The organism is Myxococcus sp. XM-1-1-1, from assembly GCF_020037095.1.
GTDB classification, from domain to species: domain Bacteria; phylum Myxococcota; class Myxococcia; order Myxococcales; family Myxococcaceae; genus Myxococcus; species Myxococcus fulvus.
This window is the reverse complement of sequence record NZ_JAIQDH010000001.1, coordinates 614,228-629,205: the sequence shown is the minus strand read 5'-3', so window position 1 is coordinate 629,205 and position 14,978 is coordinate 614,228. Positions and strand designations below refer to the sequence as shown.

Sequence of the window (14,978 nt, the reverse complement as noted above, 5' to 3'; positions counted from 1 at the left end):
ACGGTCCCCATGCTCCTTCCCGCTGTCCTCCTCGTCGTGCTCGGCGCCGCTCCGGTGAAGTCGCCTTCCCGTCCAGCGCCCGGGCTGCCTCAAACGAAGGCGGACTCCGGCTCGGACATCATCGCCCTGCCGATGATGACGTTCAGCTCGGACCACGGCATCAGCTACGGCGCCGTCGGCGGCATCTACCTGTACGGCCCCGGCAAGACGCCGTACGCGCACGGCATCGGCGCGCAGGTGCTCTTCAGCAGCCGCGGCGTGCAGAGCCACTACGTGCGCTACGACGGGCCCCGGCTCATTGGCCCGCTGCGCCTGGAGGCCGGCCTGGAGTACAGGCGCGAGCTGAAGAGCCCCTTCTTCGGCGCGGGCAACCTCTCGGCGCCCGACTTCCGGGGCGACCTGGACAACGAGCGCTACACCTTCGACAAGGGCGCGCCGGGCGGCTGGTTCCGGCTGCGGGGGCGGCCCTTCGGTCCCACCCATCCGCTCCAGTCCTACGTGGGCTATGCGCTGCGCTACACCAGCGTGGACACGTACGACGAATCGATGCTCCACCAGCAGCGTCCGCTGGGCATCGAGGGCGGCATGACGGGGCAGCTGCTCGTGGGCGCGCTGTGGGACACGCGCGACGACGAGACGGACCCGCTGGAGGGCGGCGTGGAGGAGATCGCCCTGCGCGTCTCCGGCATGGCCACCGGCAGCCGGTACCAGTACGCGGGCATCACCTTGAGCGAGCGGCGCTACCTCAAGCTGTCGTCACGGCTGACGCTGGCGCAGCGGCTGACGTTGGACATGCTCTTCGGCGAGGTGCCGTTCTTCGAGTGGAGCAACACCGGCGGCGTCAACGTGTCGGAGGGCATCGGCGGGATGAGCAGCGTGCGCGGCATCGAGCGCAACCGCTTCTCCGGCAACGTGAAGGCCTTCAGCAACACGGAGCTGCGCTACCACGCCGCCAACCTCCAGGTGTTCGGCAAGAGCATGAAGGTGGGCGCGGTGATGTTCCTGGACCTGGGCCGCGTGTGGCACCCGGGCGTGCCCGACGGCAAGTGGCACGAGTGGCACCCGGGCATCGGCGGAGGCCTGCGCCTCATGCGCCGCGCCGCCGTGGTCCGCATGGACTACGCGCGCTCCACCGAGACGGGACGCCAGCGCGTCTACATCACCTTCGGCCACATGTTCTGACGCTTGCTCGCCATGACGCCGCGCGCTGTCTTCAACGCTGCGAGTCAAGCTCCGCGTGAGGCATGACAGAACCATGACAAAGGCATGGAGTCGTCATGGACCTTCCGACACCACCCCCGCTGTAGGTTGGCTGCAATCGCTGACCTGCAACGGGGCTTCTTCCATGCGTGTCATCTCCCCTGGCCTCCTCGTGGCGGCCGTGACGGAACTCTCCTTGTCGCGGAGCGCGAAGCTGGTCCGGCTCAAGGACGTCATCGCCTGGTGTGAGTGGAACGGCGTCGACTACGAGGGGACGGGCGGCAAGCAGCAGGCGCTGTGGGACGCGGACCGTGACGAGGCCCAGGGCCAGCACCGGCTGCTGAAGTTCAAGAGCGGTGAGTGCAAGCAGTCGCGCGCGGGCTGGGCGCTCATCGCCCACGGCGAGAAGGCGCGCGAGGCCGCCACCCAGCTGGGCTGGCGGGAGCAGCTGTGGGACGGAGAGAAGTGGGACTGGCTCGGCGGCAACGCCCCCGTGGTGGCCCGGCGCCCCAACGCCCGGCGCGCGCGCGCGAGCAACGAGCCCACCCAGGAGCTCCTCGACGAGGGGCCGCGCCTCTCGGTCGGATGATCCACGAGGGGCCCACCGTGGCCCCCGCTTCAGACGAGCGCGTCCACCCAGGCCCGCAGGCGCGCGTCCAGGTGCGCCTCGCCGCGGACACCGGGCGCCGGCTCCAGCAGCAGCGTGTGGAAGCCACGGGACTCCAGGCCCTCGCACAGCTCGGCGCGGGCCGCCACGTCCGGCGCGAAGAGGATGCAGCCGTCGCCTCCGCCCGCGCCGGACAGCTTCCCGACACAACCGTAGGCCGCCGCCAGCGACAGCACGCGGCGCATGCCTTCGGTCTCCAGCGGGCCCAGCTCCAACAGCAGCGCGTGCTGGGCCTTCACCGCCTCGGAGAACGCCCGGAAGTCCCAGCCGGCGAGCCCGTCCTCCACCGCCTGCCCCACCGCGTCCGAGCGCGCGACGAAGGCCTGACGGCCCAGCTCCTCCAGCCTCGCCTCCACCTGACCGATGAGCACGCGCGTGGAGGCGCTCTCGCCCGTGAAGGCATACGCCATGGGCACCCGGGGCGGAGGCAGCCGCCAGACGTCGACGGACGCGGACTCCGTCATGGCCGCGCTCAGCCGGCCGTGGTTGCTCGCCTCCACCAGCGCCGCCACGTCGTAGCGCCGGTAGCGCAGCACGCCGCCCGCGAAGCTCGTCGCCACGTCCCCGCCGCTGCCCTTGCCGCCCTGCCCCTGCGTGTGCGCCAGCAGCGCCAGCTTCAGCGCGTCGTAGCGCTCGTCCAGCACCCAGCGCGCGGCCTCCGACGCCAGCACCGTGGCGCAGGCGCTGCCGCCCATGCCCAGCTTCTGGCCGTTGGGCCCCACCGCGGACGGCGCCACCGCGAAGTCGAAGCCCTGGCTCGCCCGGCCGTGCGCGCGCAGCGCCTCGTCCAGCGTGCGCGCCACGAAGGAGAAGCCCGCCGGCACGTCGCGCTCCCAGCGGACCCCGCGCGGCGTCATGCTCCCGGCGAGCGTCCCCTCCTCCAGGCAGACGTGCACGCGCGCGTCCTCGCGCCGCCGCACGTAGGCGTGCGTGCGGGGCGCCACCGCCACCAGCCGCGCCACCCCACCCCACAGCACCGCGTACTCGCCGGAGACGAACAGCTTGCCCGGAGCCGAGAGCGCGCGCTCCATCAGAAGAGGTGCTCCGACTTCAGCGTCGCGTCACCACCGGGAACGCAGCGAATCACGTCCAGCGCGCCGCACGCGCGGGCCAGCGCCTCCGCCGCCACCTCGTTCGCCGCGTCCGTCAGCAGCACCGGGTTGGGGCCCGCGTCCAGCGTGAACCAGACGGGCACGCCCTTCTTGCGGTGCTCACGCAGGTGGTGGATGAGCCCCACCGTGGCCGCGTTCAGGTAGCAGAGCGGCGGGTCGGCCGCGAGCGACGTGGAATGCATCCGCCAGGCGTTGCGCTCACACATCTCGCCCAGCGCCTGCAAGTCCCGACGGGCGATGTACTCGCGCGCGCGGGGCACCTCCGCCTCCGCGTCCTTCACCCAGGCCGCGTAGTAGGGGCTGGTCTCCACCGCCTGCTTCATCCCGTCGCGCGACTTCACGTCCTTCTCGCCGCGGTCCAGGATGGCCACCACCATGCGCAGCTCCGGCCAGTGCGCCGCGTCGAAGCGCTGCACCGCGAAGCTGTCGTCGCCGTCCGGGCGCTCACCGCGCTGCCACTCGCAGAAGCCGCCCTGCACGCTGCGGCACGCCGAGCCGCTGCCCAGCCGGGCCAGGATGCTCTCCGCCTTCGTGTCCCGCGGCAGGCCCGCCGCCGCGCGCCCCGCCACCGCCAGCGCCGCGAAGCCCGCCGCGCTGCTGGCCAGGCCCGCCGCCATGGGGAAGTCGCCACGCGAGACGACCTTCGCCGGGCCCAGGGACTTGTCGCCGGCCTGCGCGCGCACGGACTCCAACAGGCGCAGCACCCGCTCGCGCTCGCTGCCCTTGGCGACGTGGCCGTTGAGCTCCACCGCGTCCGTGGGGACGCCGAACTCCACCGTCGTCGTCACCGACAGCGGGGAGAGCGTCAGCGACAGGCTGGACTGGTGCGGCAGGATGAGGGCGTCGTCCCGCTTCCCCCAGTACTTCACCAGGGCGATGTTGGGATGCGCCAGGACAGTGGCTTTCATGGGGACACCTAGGTCGCTCGCGGACCCGCGAGCTGGCTGCTGAAGCAGCGCACGCCGAGCCGGGTGAGCTGGTCCACCGCGGGCTCGGGTTCGAGGAACAGACCGACCACGGCCCCGCCGTCCCCACCGGCTCCGGTGAGCTTGGCGCCCAGCGCTCCCAGGCCCCGCAGTCGGTACACCATCTCTTCCAATGCCGGCGAGGACAGGCCCAGCGCCGCCAAGAGGCCCTGGTTGACGTTCATCGCGTCGCCCAGGCCCTCCAGGTCACCGGCCTCCACCGCCCTCGCGCCCTCCGACGCCAGCTTCCCCATCTGCGCGAAGAGGCGCTGGTAGCGCTCGGGCCAGCGCGCCTGCCGCTCGCGCAGCGCCCCCACGGTCTTCTTCGTGGGGCTGCGCTCACCGGCCAGCGCCACCACCACGCGCAAGGGACGCGGACTGTCCACCACCTTGCCGCGCCCCACGTCGGAGGAGCCCGGCGCGCGGCGGTACAAGAGCAGCTGCTCCTGGGCGCTGGTGGTGTGGTCCACGCCCGAGGGCGTGCCGTGGAACTCCTGCTCCATCTCCCACGCCAGGCGTCCGGCCTCCTTGGGCGTGGGCTCCCGGCCCGCGGCACAGAGCAACATGCGCGCGCAGGCGACGGACACCGCTGCGGAGCTGCCGAGCCCCGCCGACAGGGGCAGCTCCGGGTCCAACGACACCTTCACGGGAGGCTCGCCCACCAGCCTCGCCGCGCGCAGGAAGGCGCCGGTGAGCTGGGCGCGCTGGGCGCGGCTCATCGTGGCGGGAAGCGTCAGCTGACACTTCCGGGCCGGCACGCCCCGCGCCTTCACCCCCTGCGACAGCGGCCCCGCGAGCGCGGGGTGGCCGTACACCACGCTGTGCTCGCCCAGCAGGATGACCTTGCCGGCGCCGAACGTGGACAGTGGGGGCGAGGTGGCCACGGGCGCGCTAGACGGTGGTACCGGTGGTGGCGGCCTTGGCGTCCTCGGCGGACAGGCTGGCGAGAATCTCCCGGGCCTTCTCCACCTTCACGTGGCCCGCCTTCACCAACAGGTCCGCCAGCTTCTCCACCCAGTCGCCGCGCGCGCCGGCCGTCACCGCCACGCAGCGCGCATGGAGCGCCATGTGGCCCTTCTGGATGCCGATGCTGCCCAGCGCCCGGAGCGCCGCGAAGTTCTGCGCCAGCCCCACCGCCGCGAACACCATGGACAGCTCGCGCACGCCCGAGGCGCGCAAGAGCTTGAGCGCCATCTGCACGCCGGGGTGCACCTTGATGGGGCCGCCCACCATGCCCAGCGCCATGGGCAGCTCGATGCGGCCCACCAGGTGCCCCTCCTCCAGGTACCAGGTGGACAGCGGACGGTACTGCCCGTTGCGGCAGGCGAAGGCGTGCGCGCCGGCTTCGATGGCGCGCCAGTCCTGGCCCGTGGCGATGGCCACCGCGTCGATGCCGTTCATCACGCCCTTGTTGTGCGTGGCCGCGCGGTACGGGTCCGCCTCCGCGAAGCGGCTGGCCTGGGCGATGCCCTCGGCGATGATCTCCCCCGGCATCTCGAAGTCCGCCAGCGCCGCCAGCGGGATGCGGCACGTGGCGCGCGCCAGCCGCCGGTCCGCCAGGTTGGAGAGGATGCGCAGGTACACCTTGCCGCCGGTGATCTGCTCGACGAGCGGCGCCACGCCCTCCGCCACGGTGTTGATGAGGTTGGCCCCCATCGCCTCCTGCGTGTCGATGAGGATGTGCACCACGAGCAGCGGCTCGCCCCTGGGGCCCTCCGGAGCCGGGAGGATGCGCACCTCCACGTCCCGGGCGCCGCCGCCGCGCGCCACCATGGCCGGGTGGAAGCTGTTGGCCAGCGCCAGCAGCTGCTCCTTGTGCGCCAGAATCTTCTCGGCCGCCTCCGTCGGGTCGCCGAAGCGCGTCACCTGGATCTGGCCGATCATCATCGACTCGTCCGCCTCGGCGCTGAAGCCACCGTTCTCGCGGACGATCTTCGAGGCGAAGGACACGGCCGCCACGACGGACGGCTCCTCCACCGCCATGGGCACCAGGTAGTCGCGCCCGTTCACCTGGAGGTTGAGCCCCAGGCCCAGCGGCAGGGAGAAGGTCCCCACCGCATTCTCGATCATCTGATTGGCCAGCACCGGCTGGAGCGCCTCGGTCCCACGGAGCTGCTCCAGGTCCCCGGGCGACAGCCGGAACATGCGGGCGAGCGTCGCGAGGCGCTCGTCCATCGGCAGCTTGTGGAACCCGGATAGCCGGGACGTCACCGTCTCAGACATGATGAGTCTTCCCTCTTCCTGCGTTGGCGGTCCCCACTACAGCGCCGCCATCCAATCCTTCAATACACCGGTCACCACCCGCGGCCGCCGCCTCAGCTCAGCGCAGCTTCTGCTTCCGGTGAGCACGAGCGCCTGACGAAGCCCCGTCAGGATGACCTCCAGCGCCTGCTCGGCCGCCGCCACCCCGCCCGTCTGATGCGCCCGGAACAACGGCAGGGCCATGCCCGCCACGTCCGCCCCCAGCGCCAGCACCTTCGCCACCTCCAACCCCGTGCGGATGCCTCCGCTCCCCACCAGCCGCACGTCCGGGCCCACGGCCCCGCGGACGGTGGCCACCGCCGCCGCCGTGGGGATGCCCCACGCGCTGAATTCCGCGCCCACCTGGGCTTGTACGCCCGTGGCCCGAAGTTGTTCCACCCGGACCCACGACGTGCCTCCCAGCCCGGACACGTCGATGTTGCGCACACCCAACTCCACCAGGCGCCGCGCCACCTCCGGGCCGATGCCGCACCCGGTCTCCTTGACCAGCAGCCGCTCGCCCAGGGCGTTCACCAGCGACTCCACCACCGCGTAGCCGCCGCGGAAGTCCCGGTCGCCCTCGGGCTGGGTCAGCTCCTGCCCAGCGTTGAGGTGCAGCGCGATTCCGTCCGCGCCGATGCCGTCCATCAGCCGCCGCACGCCGTCCACGCCCAGCCGCACCGCCTGGTACAGGCCGATGTTGCCCAGGAGCGCCACCGTGGGCGCCACCTGCCGCACCTGGAACGAGGCCGCCCGCGTCGCGTCCTCCGACATGGCGCGCTGGCTCCCCACGCCGAAGGCCAGCCCGTGGCGCTCGGCCACCAGGGCCAGGTCGCGATTGACCACCCCCGCGCGCTCGGTGCCGCCGGTCATGCCCGTGACGAGCAGCGGGTGGCGCAGCCGCTTGCCCAGGAATGGCGTGGACAGGTCCACGTCCTCCACGGACATCTCCGGCATGGCGCAGTGGACCAGGTGGACCAGGTCCAGCAGGGTGCTGTTCTGACCGGGCTCCACGTCACCCGTCGCACACAGGTCGAGGTGAGCGTCCTTGCGCCGCGCTGTGATGTCCTCGACCATTTGGTGTGGGTCCGTCCCGGGTGCCCGACAAGGCGGAGGTGTGCGGAAGGCCCGAGTTACCTAGCAAGCGCCGGGGGAGGGGTGCAAGCCAAAGGGCCGAGCGGTCCAAGAGGGCATGCCAATGGACGAAATCCACTGCGGGACAGTATGAGGCCCGCATGAGCGCCCCCGCGTCGCCCAAGGTGGTCGTCTTCCTTCACAGTGGAGACTACGACCGCGTGCACCAGGGCCTGTCCATCGCGGCGGCGGCGACGGCGGCGGGACGGCGCGCGGAGATCTACCTCTTCTGGTGGGCGCTCGAGCGCTTCCTGAAGGACGCGCTGGACGAGCCGGACTTCGCGGGCCGCGAGGACGTGGCGGACCGCTTCGAGTCCCGGGGCATGCCCACGCTGCGCGCGCTGCTGGAGCACCTGACGGATTCAGGGCTGTGCACGCTCGCGGGCTGCACCGGCTCGCTCGGGGCGCTGGGCGGCGAGGCGCTCACCGGCGACAGCCGCATCCCGCTCTGGCTGGGCTGGAGCGCCATCCTCCAGCGCACCGCCGGGGTGACGGACCGCTTCTACCTCTAGGCCCACGCCGCCCCGGGAGTCACGGCCCGGGGCGGGGCCCGAGCGGGCCTCAGTGGGTGAGCTTGAAGCCCAGGATGACGGTGCGCGGCGCGTTGGGGCGCGCGCCGTACGGCCGGCGGGAGGCGATCTCCACCGTGTCGAGGATGTTGCGCGCGCTCAGGTAGAGCTGCCCCCAGCGCGAGAAGTTCCAGTTCGCGTTGACGTCGAACGTCAGCAGCGAGTCCGTCAGCTCCCCGGGAGGGGCCTCGCCCTGCCCCGCCTTCTCTCGCATCGTGTCGATGTAGAGGGCGCTCACGGCCACGCCGCCCAGCCGGCCCTCGACGCCGACGGACGCGGAGAGCTGGTGCCGGGGGACGTACGGCAGCTCGTCGCCGGCCTTCACGTTGCCGAACTGCGGGTCGGCGGACTGGAAGTCCTCGAGCAGCTCCGTGCGCGTGAAGGTGTACGACGCGGTGACGGGGAACGTCAGGCCGCCGCCGGGACGGAAGACCTTCTCCGCGAAGACCTCCAGGCCGTAGATGTGGGCGCGGCCCGCGTCCGTCTGGCGGTCCAGGTCGTCGTCCACGCAGCCGCTGGAGAAGGTGCAGATGGCGGTGAGGTTCGAGTAGTCGTTGAAGAAGCCCAGCACCTCGAGGCGCTCGCCGCGGCGGGTCCACCGCGCGCCCGTCTCGTAGTTGATGCTCCGCTCCGCGCCCACCGAGTCCGGCTGGCCGGGCGCCGGCGGTGAGAAGCCCCGGTACGCGCCGGCGAAGAGGCCCAGGTTCGGCGTCAGCGCGCCGAACGCGCCCATGCCTGGCATCAGCACCTCGAGCGCTCCGTTCGTGTCCTCGCCGGTGAGCCGGTCGTACGAGCGGGAGCGGATGACCTCCAGGCGCACGCCGGGCGTGAGCACGAGCGGGCCCCAGGCGATGGCGTCCGTCACGTGGAGCGCGAGCGCGTGCGTGGCGTCCTTGTTGTTCGCGGTGGTGGACGTGGCGGTGTGGGTGGCGACCAGCTCGCCGCCGGCCATGCGGAACGCGTCCTCGGTGTGCAGCCGGTCGATGCTGTCGAAGTGGAAGCGGGCGCCGAACTCCAGGTTGTGGCTCAGCGGACCCGTGGTGGTGGTCCACCGCGCGACGCTCTGGACCCCCTGGGACACGAAGGTCCGGTCATTGGGGCCGATGAAGAGCAGCTCCTGCGAGGACGAGCTGTCGAGCTGACCGGTGAGCACGCCGTAGTAGATGGAGTTGCGCGCGCTGGTCGGGTCCGCGAGCACGGTGGCGATGGCGGCGCCGCCCAGGCGGTTGATCTTCCGCCAGGCGCGCGTGAGGTCGTGGCGGTAGGCCGTCGTGGTGATGGCCAGCGAGCCCGCCTCCAGCACGTGGCTGACGGCCACCTGCGTGCGGTGCCACTCCATCCGGTCCAGCGCGCTGGAGGCATAGCGGCGCAGCGGGTTGGCGCGGAAGTCCTCGTCGGACAGGCCCAGGTAGGTCTCGTTGGAGACCTCGTCGGAGTAGCCCAGCTTGAGGTTCAGGCTCTGGCGCACCTCGCCGTCGGGCACCAGCCAGTAGCGGCCCTTGGCCATCCACTCGTTGCGGCGAAAGCCCGTGGTGCCGCCGCCGTCCAGTTCCTTGAAGCCGTTGCTGCGCAGGTGCAGGCCCTCCAGGAGGAAGCCCGCGCGCTCGGTGCTCGCGCCGAAGACGCCGTGCGCCTTGCCGTACAGGTAGCCGCCGCCGGCGATGTCCAGCCACGCGGACTCCGAGGCGGGGATGTCGCGGGTGATGAACTCCACGGAGCCCGCCACCGTCTGCGGCCCCTGCTGGATGGCCGAGGGGCCCTTGAGCACGCGCACCGACTGCATGCGCGTGACGAGCGGGAAGAAGTAGGCCGCGGGCGCGCTGTAGGGCGCCGGGCCGAAGAGCACGCCGTCCTCCAGCAGCGTCACCTTCTTGCTGCGGTCCGGGTTGACGCCGCGCAGGCCCACGTTCGGCCGCAGCCCGAAGCCGTCCTCGCCGCGCGCGTAGACGCCGGGCACCGTCATCAGGACCATGCTCGGGTCATCGCGCTTGAAGCGCTCCAGCTGGGACGGCTTGAGGACATGCACCGAGCCGCTGGTGCGCGTCTCCGACGTCCCCACCACCACGCTCTCGAACTTGCGCTGCCCGGGCTCGGGCGTCGGGTCCGGCGACGCGGGAGGCGCCTCGGTCGAGGCTTGCGTCGGCGCGTCACCCGGAAGCCCGGGCGCGGGGTCGGACAGCGGCGCTCCCGCAGCCTCGCCGGAGGCGTCACCCGCCGCCGCGGGCGGGGCTCCGGCCGGGGTCGCGTCTGGAGCGACGGCGCCCTGCTCAGCGGCGGTGCGCGTCGCGGCTTCAGCCGGCGCGGCGGCGCCCTGCTCGGCCGACTGCGTCGTGGCTTCAGCCGGCGCGGCGGAGCCCTGCTCGGAGGAGGGCTGGACCGGTGCCGCCCCTGTCGGGAGGGACACCTGCCCGGTGGCGGCCGGCGCCCTGTCGGGGGGCGCAGCCACGGAAGCGTCCGTCGGAGCGGGGGCACCCTCCGCGCCCGACGCCTGTTGCGCGTGCCCGGCCGCGGGGGCCGCGACGATTCCCACCAGGAGCACCGGGGCCGCCCAGCCTCGTGCCCGCCTCAACCTGTCCTTGAGCCATGCCATCTGCGAAGTACGCCTCTATCCCGGTGCTGCGGTGGCACTGTGTCAGACGCCAGGAGCCGGGGCGAGCGGGTCCGGACATGGACCCACCTCCCCGGCTCCGGCACTGACCACTCCTACGTGACTACTTCTCGACCGTGGCCGCCACGACGATCTTGCCGTCGGACTGGACCACGATGCCGCGCACCGCCTCCTCCGTCTTGCCGACGGAGAAGTTGTGCTTCACGACGCCGCCCGTGCCGAACGACGTGTCCAGCACGCCGGCCGTCGTGTAGCGCGCCACCGCCAGGCGGTTGTCGCCGCCCTCGGTGACGAAGCCCGCCGCGTAGATGCGGTTGGTCGAGTCGAAGGCCACCGACCAGAACCGGTCGTTCTCCGTCTCGGAGATGGGCGCGGCGATCGCGATGTCCGCGCCCGGATTCGCGCCCACCGGGAGGATGACGAGCACCGCGTCGTCATCGTTGTCGCCGCCCGCGCGGTAGCCCGCCGCGGCCACCCAGTTGCCGTCCTGCGACTTCGCCACGCCGAAGAACGCCTGCTCCGGGCGCTCGAAGTCGTACAGCTTGTAGCCGTCCGTGCCGAGCTGCGTGGTGGGCACGCCGTTCTTGTCGGTGATGTGGATGAGGCCCTGGATCTTCTGCGCCGCCGGCGTCGCGCTGCCCACCGTCACCACGCGGTCGTCGTTGAGGACCACCAGGTTGCGGCCGCGGTCGTTGTCGCCCACCAGGTCCAGCAGCACGACGCCGCCGGTGCCGAACGTCAGGTCGCGCTCGCCATTCGGCTTGTACTTGAAGTTCACCATGTCCACCGTGCCGGTGGACGCGCTGCGGCCGTAGCCCGTGGTGACGTAGCTGCCGTCGGACAGCTGGCCCGCCGTGTACGCCTCGGCCATGCCCCACTCGGGGTTCACGTCACTCACCCGACCGAACGGCGCGTCGTTGACCACGCCCTTCCAGCCGAAGCTGTTGTCCGGCTTGCCCGCGTCATCCAGGCGCAGCAGGACGATGCGGTTGGCCGCCTGGGTGCCCGCGCCCGTCGGCTGGCTGGTGTAGCCCGAGGCGAGGATCTTCCCGTCCGCCTGCACGATGCCGTTGCGCGCGCCGTCGCTCAGGTTGGAGATGTTCAGCGTGTGCACGCCGTTGGTCGCGAACGTGGTGTCCAGCGTCCCGTTCGCCCCGAAGCGCACCACCACGCGGTCCGCGTCCACCCGGTCACCATCACCGCGGCGAGCCCCGAAGACCACCAGCCGGTCCGTGGCATCCGCCGCCACGCCCCACACGGAGTCGCGCGCGCCGCCCGGCACCACCGTGGTCAGGTCCAGCCGCGTCGTGCCGCTCGCGCCGAACGTCGTGTCCACCGTGCCGTCCGCGTTGAAGCGCATCAGGCCGATGTCGCTGTCGAGCAGCGCCGTGCCCGGGCCCGCGTCGGGCGTGCCGGAGTCAGGCGTGCCAGAGTCAGGCGTGCCAGAGTCGGGCGTGCCGGAATCCGGGGTCTGCTGCTGGGGCTGCTTCTCGTCGTCGTCACCGCACGCGCTGCTGAAAACGGCCAACGCCGCCGTGAGGAATGCTACGCCGACGAACTTTCGCTGCTCACTGCTTCGCTTCATGGTGGCCCCGCTCCCGGGTGATGGTAATAAGCAGTAACCTGCTAACGATAATCGTTCTCAAAATCGGATGCGGCTCCTAGCCCAGGGCTTCACTGGGTGTCAAGGCAAGAGCCGCGAACCCGACCGAGACAAGCGAGAATCCATGTCTTTCCCCTCCGTTTCCTCCCCTCGCGCGCGAAGCACTCGCGCGCTGCTTCTCATCACCGCCCTGGCGACGCTCGGGGGCTGCAAGGAGTCCGAGCGCGGCAAGGACGACGCGGGGCCGGGCGGTCCGGGTGGTCCGGACACGTCTCGGGGGGCGCTCCTGAAGGCCACGGGCGTGTGCGTGGAGCGCACGGCGCGCGAGTTCCACACGACGAGCACCGCGCTGTCGCAGGCGGTGTCCGCGTGGGCGGCCCAGCCGCACGCGGCGAGCCTGGCGCAGGCGAAGGCGGCGTACCACGCGGCCATGGATGCGTGGCAGGTGGCGGAGGTGATGCAGGTGGGCCCGGCGGCGCCTCGCAGCGCGGCGGGTGGGGCGGAGCTTCGCGACAACATCTACTCGTGGCCGCTGGTGAGCCGGTGCGCCATCGAGGAGCAGCTCGTCTCCAAGGGCTATGAGGCCCCGGGCTTCCCGACGTCGCTGGTGAGCCGGCGCGGGCTGTACGCGCTGGAGTATCTGATGTTCTACGCGGGCGAGGACACCGTGTGCCAGGGCACCTCGCCCATCGTCGCGCAGGGGACGTGGGCGGCGCTGTCCACGGAGGAGCGGGCCTCGCGCAAGCGCGCGTACGCCGCCGTGGTGGCGCGCGAGGTGGACGTGAAGGCCGCGCAGTTGGTGAAGGCGTGGGCGGCGGACCAGGACAACTTCGCCAACACGCTGGCCACGGCGGGCTCCGGCAACGCGGTGTTCCCCACGAGCCAGGCGGCGCTCAACTCCATCAGCGACGCGATGTTCTACTTCGAGCGCGAGGGCAAGGACCTGAAGCTGGCGCGGCCCTTGGGCATGCGCGAGTGCTCCACGGACACGTGCCCGGAGCACCTCGAGTCCCAGTTCGCGCACCGCTCGAAGGCGAACCTGCGCGCCAACGTGAAGGGCTTCCGGCTGCTCTCGGAGGGCTGCGAGGAGGGCTACCAGGGCACGGGCTTCGACGACCTGCTGAAGGCCGCGGGCGCGGAGGCGCTGGCGCAGAAGCTGGTCGAGCGCGTGGTGGCCGCGGAGGCCGCGCTCTCCGCCATCGAGGAGGACGACCTGCACCAAGCCCTGGCGCAGGACAAGGCGTCGGTGCGCGCGCTGCATGACGCCTTCAAGGGCGTCACGGACGTGCTGAAGACGGAGCTCGTCACGGTGCTGGACCTGGAGCTGCCACAGTCCGTCGAAGGGGACAATGACTGAGCAGGCTCGGGGGGCCGCGCGGCTCTGGAGCTGGCTGTTGGCGCCGCGGGACATCGCGGCGCTGGTGGCGTTCCGCGTGGCGCTTGGCGCGCTCATCACCGTCTCGTCGGTGCGCTTCCTGGCCTACGGCTGGGTGGACGTGCTCTTCACGGGGCCGCGCTACCACTTCACCTATTGGGGCTTCGGCTGGGTGCGGGCGCTGCCCGCGCCGTGGATGCAGGCGCTGTTCGCGGGGCTGGCGGTGCTCGGGGTGCTGCTGTCGGCGGGGCTGTTCTACCGGGCCACGACGGTGCTGTTGTTCGTCGCGTTCTCGTACGTGCAGCTCGTCGACGTCAGCAACTACCTCAACCACTACTACCTGGTGAGCCTGTTGCTGGGGCTGCTCGTCTTCGTGCCCGCGCACCGCGCCTTCTCGCTCGATGCGTGGCGCAGGCCCGTGCTGAGGAGCGACACGCTGCCGGCGTGGTGCACGTACCTGCTGCGCTTCCAGGTCACCGTCGTCTACGTGTTCGCGGGGCTGGCGAAGCTCACGTCCGACTGGCTCGTGCACGCGCAGCCGCTCAACATCTGGCTGTCCGCGCGGACGAGCCTCCTGCTCGTGGGGCCGTTCCTGGATGAGCGCTGGGTGGCGTACACGGCGGCGTGGGCCGGCTTCCTGTTCGACACGACCATCGTCGCCTTCCTTCTGTCGCGCAGGCTGCGGCCCTTCGCGTACGTGGTGGTGGTGGGCTTCCACGCGGCGACGTCGGTGCTGTTCCCCATCGGGATGTTCCCCTTCATCATGGTGACGGCGGCGCTCGTCTTCTTCGACGCGTCGTGGCCTCGTCGCATCGCGGCGCGGGTGCGCGCGTGGCGGCGAGGGACGGTGGCTCCAGTGTCCGTGCCCGCCCTTCCCGTCCCTGTTCAGCCCGTGACGCGGCTCGCGTGGGCGGGGCTCGCGGTGGCCGTGGTGTACGGCGTGCTCCAGGTCGCGATGCCGCTGCGCACGCACCTGTATGGCGGCAACGTGCTGTGGCACGAGCAGGGCATGCGCTTCTCCTGGCGGGTGATGGCGCGGGAGAAGAACGGCAGCGCGACGTTCGTGGTGACCTCGCCCTCCACGGGGCGTGAGTGGCACGTGCCGCCCAGCGACTACCTCACGCGGCTGCAGGAGCGCGAGATGTCCGTGCAGCCGGACCTCATCCTCCAGCTCGCGCGGCACATCGCTCGCGACTTCGAGGCGAGGGGGTTGGGGCCCGTCGAGGTGCGCGCCGACGTGCGCGTGTCGTTGAACGGGCGCGCGGCGCAGCTGCTCGTGGACCCGGACGTGGACCTGGCGCGCGTGGAGGATGGACTCGCCGCGAAGCCGTGGATCCTCCCGGCGCCCGAGACGCCTCCCGTGAAGCTGCGCCCAACGTGGCGCGCGCAGGTGCATTGAGTCACACGCGACGATGGCCGCGGCACCGCGGGACACGTCTCTCGCGTGCCGCGGGTCAGTCGGCCTCTGCATCAGGTCGTGCGTGGGCCGGTTGCGCGTCGGCGA

At 71.8% G+C, this 14,978-nt stretch carries 12 protein-coding genes; 5 read left to right on the top strand and 7 right to left on the bottom strand.

Translation table 11 applies throughout. The features are described from left to right. Positions 1-9 precede the first annotated feature (9 nt). Positions 10-1,182 (top strand): Omp85 family outer membrane protein, encoded by a 1,173-nt coding sequence (gene omp85 / locus K8640_RS02560; protein ID WP_223745611.1) that lies wholly within the window; start codon positions 10-12, stop codon positions 1,180-1,182. Positions 1,183-1,381: 199 nt separating this feature from the next. Beyond that, a complete protein-coding gene (locus K8640_RS02555) occupies positions 1,382-1,789 on the top strand; it encodes a hypothetical protein (protein WP_223745610.1) in 408 nt (135 codons plus the stop codon). A 29-nt stretch (positions 1,790-1,818) separates the two neighbouring features. Here K8640_RS02555 and K8640_RS02550 read toward each other — a convergent pair whose 3' ends face one another. From K8640_RS02550 to fni, 5 genes are read right to left on the bottom strand one after another with little or no spacing between them, the layout of a single operon-like run. After that, on the bottom strand, positions 1,819-2,898 hold the full coding sequence (locus K8640_RS02550; RefSeq protein ID WP_223745609.1) for a mevalonate kinase: 1,080 nt from the start codon (positions 2,896-2,898) through the stop codon (positions 1,819-1,821). Further along, positions 2,898-3,887, bottom strand: a complete 990-nt coding sequence (gene mvaD, locus K8640_RS02545; RefSeq protein WP_141325180.1) for a diphosphomevalonate decarboxylase — start codon at positions 3,885-3,887, stop codon at positions 2,898-2,900. The genes K8640_RS02550 and mvaD overlap by 1 nt, the downstream gene beginning before the upstream one ends. Before the next feature lie 8 nt (positions 3,888-3,895). Beyond that, positions 3,896-4,828, bottom strand: a complete 933-nt coding sequence (gene mvk / locus K8640_RS02540) for a mevalonate kinase (protein WP_141325181.1) — start codon at positions 4,826-4,828, stop codon at positions 3,896-3,898. Positions 4,829-4,835: 7 nt separating this feature from the next. Next, positions 4,836-6,167: a hydroxymethylglutaryl-CoA reductase, degradative gene (locus K8640_RS02535; protein WP_223745608.1), complete on the bottom strand. Its 1,332-nt coding sequence runs from the start codon at positions 6,165-6,167 to the stop codon at positions 4,836-4,838. A gap of 36 nt (positions 6,168-6,203) precedes the next feature. Further along, positions 6,204-7,262 (bottom strand): type 2 isopentenyl-diphosphate Delta-isomerase, encoded by a 1,059-nt coding sequence (gene fni / locus K8640_RS02530; protein ID WP_223745607.1) that lies wholly within the window; start codon positions 7,260-7,262, stop codon positions 6,204-6,206. Between the two features lie 158 nt (positions 7,263-7,420). Between fni and K8640_RS02525 the strand changes: the two genes are divergently transcribed. Next, the gene (locus tag K8640_RS02525; protein WP_223745606.1) at positions 7,421-7,831 is read left to right on the top strand and encodes a hypothetical protein; all 411 of its coding nucleotides are present in this window, start codon (positions 7,421-7,423) and stop codon (positions 7,829-7,831) included. Positions 7,832-7,880: 49 nt separating this feature from the next. On the opposite strand, the gene K8640_RS02520 is transcribed toward K8640_RS02525, so the two are convergent. Together K8640_RS02520 and K8640_RS02515 are read right to left on the bottom strand one after the other, a co-directional pair. Continuing rightward, positions 7,881-10,334 (bottom strand): TonB-dependent receptor family protein, encoded by a 2,454-nt coding sequence (locus K8640_RS02520; protein ID WP_370640303.1) that lies wholly within the window; start codon positions 10,332-10,334, stop codon positions 7,881-7,883. 265 nt (positions 10,335-10,599) lie between these two features. Further along, positions 10,600-12,081, bottom strand: a complete 1,482-nt coding sequence (locus tag K8640_RS02515; RefSeq protein ID WP_223745605.1) for a hypothetical protein — start codon at positions 12,079-12,081, stop codon at positions 10,600-10,602. A gap of 142 nt (positions 12,082-12,223) precedes the next feature. Between K8640_RS02515 and K8640_RS02510 the strand changes: the two genes are divergently transcribed. Together K8640_RS02510 and K8640_RS02505 are read left to right on the top strand one after the other, a co-directional pair. Then, complete coding sequence (locus K8640_RS02510) at positions 12,224-13,456, top strand: imelysin family protein (RefSeq protein WP_223745604.1); 1,233 nt, start codon at positions 12,224-12,226, stop codon at positions 13,454-13,456. Then, positions 13,449-14,873 (top strand): HTTM domain-containing protein, encoded by a 1,425-nt coding sequence (locus K8640_RS02505; protein ID WP_223745603.1) that lies wholly within the window; start codon positions 13,449-13,451, stop codon positions 14,871-14,873. The genes K8640_RS02510 and K8640_RS02505 overlap by 8 nt, the downstream gene beginning before the upstream one ends. Positions 14,874-14,978: the final 105 nt, after the last annotated feature.

What these genes read in the sequence shown, in the direction of transcription:
- K8640_RS02505 (WP_223745603.1), top strand. Translation starts at nt 13,449, where the DNA reads ATGACTGAGCAGGCTCGGGGGGCCGCGCGGCTCTGGAGCTGGCTGTTG.
- K8640_RS02510 (WP_223745604.1), top strand. Translation starts at nt 12,224, where the DNA reads ATGTCTTTCCCCTCCGTTTCCTCCCCTCGCGCGCGAAGCACTCGCGCG.
- K8640_RS02525 (WP_223745606.1), top strand. Translation starts at nt 7,421, where the DNA reads ATGAGCGCCCCCGCGTCGCCCAAGGTGGTCGTCTTCCTTCACAGTGGA.
- omp85 (WP_223745611.1), top strand. Translation starts at nt 10, where the DNA reads ATGCTCCTTCCCGCTGTCCTCCTCGTCGTGCTCGGCGCCGCTCCGGTG.
- fni (WP_223745607.1), bottom strand. Translation starts at nt 7,262, where the DNA reads ATGGTCGAGGACATCACAGCGCGGCGCAAGGACGCTCACCTCGACCTG.
- K8640_RS02515 (WP_223745605.1), bottom strand. Translation starts at nt 12,081, where the DNA reads ATGAAGCGAAGCAGTGAGCAGCGAAAGTTCGTCGGCGTAGCATTCCTC.
- K8640_RS02535 (WP_223745608.1), bottom strand. Translation starts at nt 6,167, where the DNA reads ATGTCTGAGACGGTGACGTCCCGGCTATCCGGGTTCCACAAGCTGCCG.
- mvaD (WP_141325180.1), bottom strand. Translation starts at nt 3,887, where the DNA reads ATGAAAGCCACTGTCCTGGCGCATCCCAACATCGCCCTGGTGAAGTAC.
- K8640_RS02550 (WP_223745609.1), bottom strand. Translation starts at nt 2,898, where the DNA reads ATGGAGCGCGCGCTCTCGGCTCCGGGCAAGCTGTTCGTCTCCGGCGAG.